General features: G+C 45.6%; 10 protein-coding genes. All 10 read right to left on the bottom strand.

The annotated features are described in order from the left end of the window. Positions 1-442 precede the first annotated feature (442 nt). A complete protein-coding gene (locus tag GJQ68_RS22865; protein ID WP_162419584.1) occupies positions 443-742 on the bottom strand; it encodes a type II toxin-antitoxin system RelE/ParE family toxin in 300 nt (99 codons plus the stop codon). Continuing rightward, positions 735-986, bottom strand: coding sequence for a type II toxin-antitoxin system ParD family antitoxin (locus GJQ68_RS22860; protein WP_162344333.1), 252 nt, complete (start codon positions 984-986; stop codon positions 735-737). The genes GJQ68_RS22865 and GJQ68_RS22860 overlap by 8 nt, the downstream gene beginning before the upstream one ends. Positions 987-1,231: 245 nt before the next feature. Beyond that, entirely contained in the window at positions 1,232-1,681 is a 450-nt protein-coding gene (locus tag GJQ68_RS22855) for a hypothetical protein (protein ID WP_162419583.1), read from the bottom strand. Between the two features lie 246 nt (positions 1,682-1,927). Next, complete coding sequence (locus GJQ68_RS23270) at positions 1,928-2,500, bottom strand: NAD-dependent epimerase/dehydratase family protein (RefSeq protein WP_235941860.1); 573 nt, start codon at positions 2,498-2,500, stop codon at positions 1,928-1,930. Positions 2,501-2,903: 403 nt separating this feature from the next. Further along, positions 2,904-3,311, bottom strand: a complete 408-nt coding sequence (locus tag GJQ68_RS22845) for a putative toxin-antitoxin system toxin component, PIN family (protein WP_162419582.1) — start codon at positions 3,309-3,311, stop codon at positions 2,904-2,906. Further along, entirely contained in the window at positions 3,283-3,519 is a 237-nt protein-coding gene (locus tag GJQ68_RS22840; RefSeq protein WP_162344332.1) for a hypothetical protein, read from the bottom strand. Before GJQ68_RS22840 ends, GJQ68_RS22845 begins: the two co-directional genes overlap by 29 nt. A gap of 313 nt (positions 3,520-3,832) precedes the next feature. Then, a complete protein-coding gene (locus tag GJQ68_RS22835) occupies positions 3,833-4,150 on the bottom strand; it encodes a hypothetical protein (RefSeq protein WP_162419581.1) in 318 nt (105 codons plus the stop codon). Between the two features lie 94 nt (positions 4,151-4,244). Continuing rightward, a complete protein-coding gene (locus tag GJQ68_RS23740) occupies positions 4,245-4,580 on the bottom strand; it encodes a type II toxin-antitoxin system PemK/MazF family toxin (RefSeq protein ID WP_162419580.1) in 336 nt (111 codons plus the stop codon). Continuing rightward, positions 4,581-4,832: a DUF2281 domain-containing protein gene (locus tag GJQ68_RS22825; RefSeq protein WP_202928002.1), complete on the bottom strand. Its 252-nt coding sequence runs from the start codon at positions 4,830-4,832 to the stop codon at positions 4,581-4,583. It lies immediately after the preceding gene. A 245-nt stretch (positions 4,833-5,077) separates the two neighbouring features. Beyond that, entirely contained in the window at positions 5,078-5,614 is a 537-nt protein-coding gene (locus GJQ68_RS22820) for a helix-turn-helix transcriptional regulator (RefSeq protein WP_162419579.1), read from the bottom strand. Positions 5,615-6,418 lie beyond the last annotated feature (804 nt).

Here is a 6,418-nt window from a genome sequence, read left to right as displayed (position 1 = left end):
TATCCGGAACCAAGCCCCGACGGGGCGAAATATCACTAGCCCCGGGTAAGCCGACAAGAGAGGCGCAGCCCGGGGTAGTTGGAGCCTCGCGCTCCCTGCATTGGCTATCCAGCCGCTAAAAAGTGAAACCAGATTTCCGCCAATGCCCGGGCACGTTTGTGACCTCCCCCCGGGCCCCCTCCTAAAACAGGAGGGGGAGGCATGCCGGTCAACATGACCATATTAACCCTTAACCACCAGGCTTGAATCCAAAGTAATGGTTAACTGCCGGACAGCCACTATGAATAGCCGGATTCGAACATAACCACCACGGCTGACTCCCATACCTCCTCTCATGCCTATTTGCCCGACACTACAACTCTGCCCAGGCCGAGCCAGGTTAACCACCACCACTGAACCCAAGACAAGCCCAAATGCAAAAAGGCCAGCGTGATATTTTCCTCTATTCGGTCAATCTGTTTTTCAAATCCATTCTTCCGTGCAGTATCCTTGTTATTTCAATTTGTATTGTATTGGTTTTCCGGTAGAAGATTATATGTTGATTTGCTTTTAATCCAAACAAGTCGGTAGTAATTCCGTCATAATTTTTCCCTAATCCAGGATTATTGGCAATATCCTGGCAGCTGTTGAGTAGCATATTGTAATATTTATCAGCTTGCTCCTCGGACCACTCATCAGCCGTATAGTCCCATATCTCGTTCAAGTCATCAACCGCTTTATTGGTCAATTTATATTCAGCCATTCTTTCTCCTTTTGGCTTTTAATTCCTCAAGGTTCTTTTTTGGATCAAAATCGCTTGCTATGCCACTATCAATTCCTTCCTGAATCGCATTTCTCAAGGCAATTGCTTTACTTTCTTCATTTTCCAAAAGGCGAAGCCCGGCACGAATAACTTCGCTTACGTTTTTATATCGTCCAGCAGCAACCTGACTACTAACGAATTGGTCAAAATAATTTCCTAGTGATATAGATGTATTTTTACTCATCATTCAAACTTTTACCTAAATGTACCAAATATTGGTAATGGACCCAAATCACACGCAACGTTTTGCTTTAACCAACAGGTCTGAAAACCAAACCCCGGCAGGGGTGAAAGGATTATAACCCCTAGTAAGCCGAGGAACAAGTCGTAATAACCGCCGAATCCGATTTAAGATGGAGAGACTAAGGGATGATTTGATGATGGGGTGATGGGGTGACCTAAATTGTATGGTAGCCTGTCTAACGGCTACTATATCAGGTAGCCGGGAACCAAGCCCCGACGGGGCGAAATACCATAAGCCGCGGGTAAGCCGACTACGGAGGCGCAGCCCGGGGTAGTTGGAGCCTGGCGCTTCCTGCATTGGCTATCCAGCTGCTCAAAAGTGAAACTGGCTTTCCGCCAATGCCCGGGATGGTTCTGTTTCAGGTTAACGCAGATGGCAGGACAAAGGCTGATGGGGGTAGTAAACGCCAATTCCTTCCGTACTTTTGGCTCCAAAAGTACCAAAAGATCAAGGCACAAAAATCCTCCTCCCCGCAATCCTCCCGCGCTCCCCGGTTTTGTGCCGGCCCGCCTGCTTCTTTCAATCGTAGACGTTCGATCAAAATTAGCCGATGCTTCGAAAATTGGTTCCTGCAAAAAAAACATACCTTCAAATGCAAAAAAGCCAGACGCTAAAGTCCGGCCCATACCGATCATAACAACCACGGTTGACTCCCATACCACCTCTCATGCCTATTTGCCGGAAACTACACTTCTGCCCAGACCGAGCCAGGTTAACCACCACGGCTAAACCCAAAACAAGAAAACCTTCCCCAAAGCCGATCCCTACAACTCAGCCCCTTCCGAGCCACTACCCCTTGAATGCCTCAAAGGTTTTTTTAAAACCGTTCTCAGCACTCAAGGGCAGATCGTCGCCCAGGGCCTTTAGCAGTTTTTCGTTGCTTACTTTATAGCTCTCAGTAAGTTTTTGCAGGCGTTCGCTGGTGAGGGGAGACGCAACCGATCCCCTACCCTTGCAGCCGCACGCAGCAAGCCCGCAGGGATTTTCAACAGCCGGGCGGGCTTTCCCAAGGAGGCGGCCATCATTTGGATGAGTTCATTGGTGGAAAAAACGCCGGAATCGGCTACCTGATAAATGCCCGAGAGAATGTCCTTCTGCATTAGCTGGAGCATGACCCAGCAGAGGTTGTCCACAGAAAGGAAGGAACGCTGGTTTTCGAAAGCCGCCAGAGGGTAGGGAAAGCCTTTCTGGGCGAAGGCATAGAGTAGGTTCAGGTTTCCCTTGTTGCCCGGACCGTGGATCATGCAGGGGCGCAGGATATAGACCCGCTTGCCTTCGGGCAAATTATCCAACAGGTATTCCTCTGCTTTTCGCTTGGACTTGCCGTAGACGGTTTCGGGAGCACAGGGCGTTTCCTCCCTGAGCCAGCCTGCTACCCGATCGGCACCGGCCTTGACGCTGCTGATAAAAACAAAGGTTTCGGCGGCGGGATCCGCCCGAAAGCGGTCGTACAGTTTGCGTGTCAGTTCAAAATTAGCCTCCCAGTATTCCTGCTCATCGGCAGTCTTCTACAGGTCATGCGCTTTTCCGGCCAGGTGGATTTAATGGCTAAAGGACAGGTCGGTTTCCTTCCAGAAGTCAGCATAGGACAAGCCTGAACCGGCCGGATTTCTGCTGAGAGCCTTCCAGGGCTTATCCTTCAGGTGGCGTTGTGGATTCTGGCCGACGAAGCCGGAGGCGCCTGTTATGATGATTTGATTAGTTGTGGTGCCTGAGCTTGCCGAAGGCATGGTTTGATGGTTCGATGGTGGGATGGTTTGGTGATGTGATGATAGTTTGATGTGATCATAATTTTTGATTTCGACCTATAGACTCATCGACTTCTTCAATATGAGGTTGCTTTTCAAAAAAAAGTCACTATTTAAAGTGTTCCCTAAATTGTTTAAAAGATACAACCTTTAAGTTATCGACTTTTAGGTCCAATAATAATTTGTCTCCTGTTACAAGAAAATCGGATTGTGATTGTATGGCCAAATCAAACAAGAAATTATCTTTTTTATCTGGACACTCCTGGAAATTTGTCGAAATGGAAATAATGGTCGTCAAATTACGAATAAAATTTAAATAAAAATCTGGTTTAAAATGGAGTACCTTTGTAAACTTATCTCTAGACAAAACTTCTTCTAATTCTTCTTCAAGCTCATTACAAGAAAACACTATTAAATTGTGGTCTAAAATGAGTTTTGTAATCTCATCTAATTTTCGTCCTATAATGTAGCTGACCCAGATATTAGTATCAAGGATTATCCTTCTTCCGTTCCTCATACCGGGATTTTCTTACTGAACTGCAAGATTCGACAATTTCTGCTAATGAGATATTATTTTTTTGCACGGATTTATTCAGCCACTTAGCCTGAGTCATCATCAATGCTTGTTTATCCGCAACCCTCAAATCCATTCCCAGCTTTTTTGCAATATCCAAAAGGAGCTTCAGATCATCCTCGGAAGTACTATTTAAAATCAATGTTTCCATCTTTTGATTTACATTTTTGCCAGATTGCCTGTTTAGTTTATTTCTCTACCAAAGTAACGAATTAGTAGAACAAAAGATTTAAATGATCTATGGTTTTTGATTTTTTGAATGATGTGATGATTTGCTGATGTGGTTAATCTTAACCACGATTGGACCTAAATTGTATGGTAGCCAGTCTAACGGCTACTATATCAGGTAGCAGGGAACCAAGCCCCAACGGGACGAAATACCATAAGCCCCGGGTAAGCCGACTACGGAGGCGCAGCCCGGGGTAGTTGGAGCCTCGCGCTCCCCGCATTGGCTATCCAGCTGCTCAATAGTGAAGCCAGCTTGCCGCCAATGCCCGGGCACGTTTGTGACCTCCCCCCGGGCCCCCTCCTAAAACAGGAGGGGGAGGCATGCCAGGAACAAGCATTACTACCGCTCCTAAATCCCAAAAACAGCCCCAAATGCAAAAAGGCCAGACCCTAAAGCCCAGCACGTATCGAACATAACCACCACGATTGGACCCAAATTGTATGGTAGCTGGTCTAACTACTACTATTCTGCTAAGTGCTTTCCAGGGCCTGGCTTTTAAATGTTTTTGCAGGTTCTGCCCCACAAAGCCGGTAGGGCCGGTTATTAGGATCATATGATGAGGTGATGATACGATGAATTATGCCTTCTGGCAATACGCATACATAACCCCTTCCTTAGTCGAATGGGGAAAATCATCACCCATTGCATTATTTCTTAAAAAGATTTTTCACTTTGACCAGGAGTTCATTTTTCGCTAGATCTGTGAGCTGAGAAATCTTTTTTTTAACCAACATTTTTTCCATCACGAAAATCTTATGCACCCTAACCTGGCTCTTTTTTCTCAGTGAAACAGTAATCCTGTTTTCATCAATAAAAAAACTAAATTCATCACTTCTCGATGTTGAACTGATTTGGGCTAGAATGATATCCCTGGTATTATTTACTCTTTCACCTGAAATAACCACAGCGGGCCGGCTTTTTGACAGTTGCCCATCAGAAAAAGGGAAGGGAACAATAACGATATCACCTTGCCTAAAATCCATTTATTCAAGAAAACTATCCCAATGGGCATCATCTTCATTTTCCCAATCTTCATTTAAGGATGATTCTGAAAGCCGCATGGCATGCTGTGTTAAAGCGCTTTCGCCAGCATGTTGTTGATGGAGTTGGTCTTCATTTTTCTTTAATACAAATTCCGCAAAGTCAGCAATTTCTTGAATGCTATCTTCTGGCAGTTGTTCCAACGTTTCAACTGTTTTATGAATTAAACCTTTTTTTGACATAAATCCATCCATTTCTGTAATATACGGTTTTTTCAGATTTAGTTTACATTATGCCTAGTGAAAGTTAAGGGTTCAAACTAAACAGTTAACCAGTTAACCGATTAAACAATTAACCTCTTTCGAATCCAACGTACATCAACCTTCACGATCTACGAAAAACACCTCAGCAGCTGATACGCAATCCTAACCTATCGACTATACGTTGGCTGTTCGCTGGGCTAAAGGCTAAAAGCTAAAGGCAAAACATGATACGAAACCTAAAAATCTTTTAACTGCTTCGCCAGCTTCCCTGCCTTTTCATAGACCGTCGGGTTCTCCCTGATGGCGAACGATTCATTGAAATTTCGGATGGTATACGCATCTTGAATCAACTGTTTGTCGGAAAGTTTATGGTGCAGTGCCATCCAATCCAACACTTCGGTCCAGCGCCAAATTTTAGTTTTGGAGGTGACACCCGCCACCGGAACAGGAAAGGCTCCGCTCCCTCTGGCACCGGAAATCAGCAAGCGGATGGATTCTTTGGACCTGCCCAAACGCCTGGCGATTTCTGCGGCAGTAACCAAATCTCCTGGTTCCACACTACTCACTGATATTCCTGCATTTTCAACATCCAAAATAGCACTCAGGATAGTCCCTTCAAAGGACTCCCCTTCTCGATCAAAATCCAAATAAGCGGTCTGCTCCCTAAAATAAAGCAAGGCATCATCGCAGCCCCCTTCAAACAACTTGGTTTCGAAATCATCGGAAGGATTTAGCAAACCTTTTAGCACCAATGTAAATTGAAAATTTGACATATTTGATCCTTTACATCTACTTTATAGTGGGGACAATTGTCAACCACCCGCTTAATTTGCCTGGCATGAGCCTCCTTATTTTTTGGGGTGCTCCACACCGAAATGATACACCCATCTCTACTGTGTTCACTACAAAATAGCCTGCAAAAGGCATGCGAACTGCTTCCTGCTTCAACTATTCTCCAATCTTTTTGCAACGCATATTCGATCGCCTCTTGAATGACTTTGCTGGGATGCTTTTTATTGCCCATGACAAAATTAACGATTTTGTTGATTTAAGTCAACATTTGCTTTGATTATTTGCGGTGCCTGAGCTTGTCGTGCTTGGACAGGCTCAGCCTAAAAAGGCATGGTTCAATGGTAGGATGATTAACTGATGAAGGGCTCCAGTGATGAAAACCAAACCCCGACAGGGGTGGTATGATTGTAACCCCGGGTAAGCCGAGGGACGATGCGCAACCCGGGGTAGTTGGAGCCTGGCGCTTCCTGCATTGGCTATCCAGCCGCTCAATAGTGAAACCAGGTTTCCGCCAATGCCCGGGCACGTTTGTGACCTCCCCCCGGGCCCCCTCCTAAAACAGGAGGGGGAGGCAAGCCAGGAACAAGCATTACTACCGCTCCTAAATCCCAAAAACAGCCCCAAATGCAAAAAGGCCAGACCCTAAAGCCTAGCCCATATCGAAACCTTTTAACCCTTAACCACCGGATTAAGACTTAGAGAGGGGGAGACTGAGGGACGCAGAGACTAGGGGACGGATGGAACGTACAGAAATTTTTAGTCACTAAGGGCACAAAAGAGCCTCG

The sequence above is a fragment of the Cyclobacterium roseum genome (assembly GCF_010119225.1).
GTDB lineage: Bacteria > Bacteroidota > Bacteroidia > Cytophagales > Cyclobacteriaceae > Cyclobacterium > Cyclobacterium roseum.
Note: the sequence above shows the minus strand (reverse complement) of the source record. Positions and strands in the feature narration are given on the sequence as shown.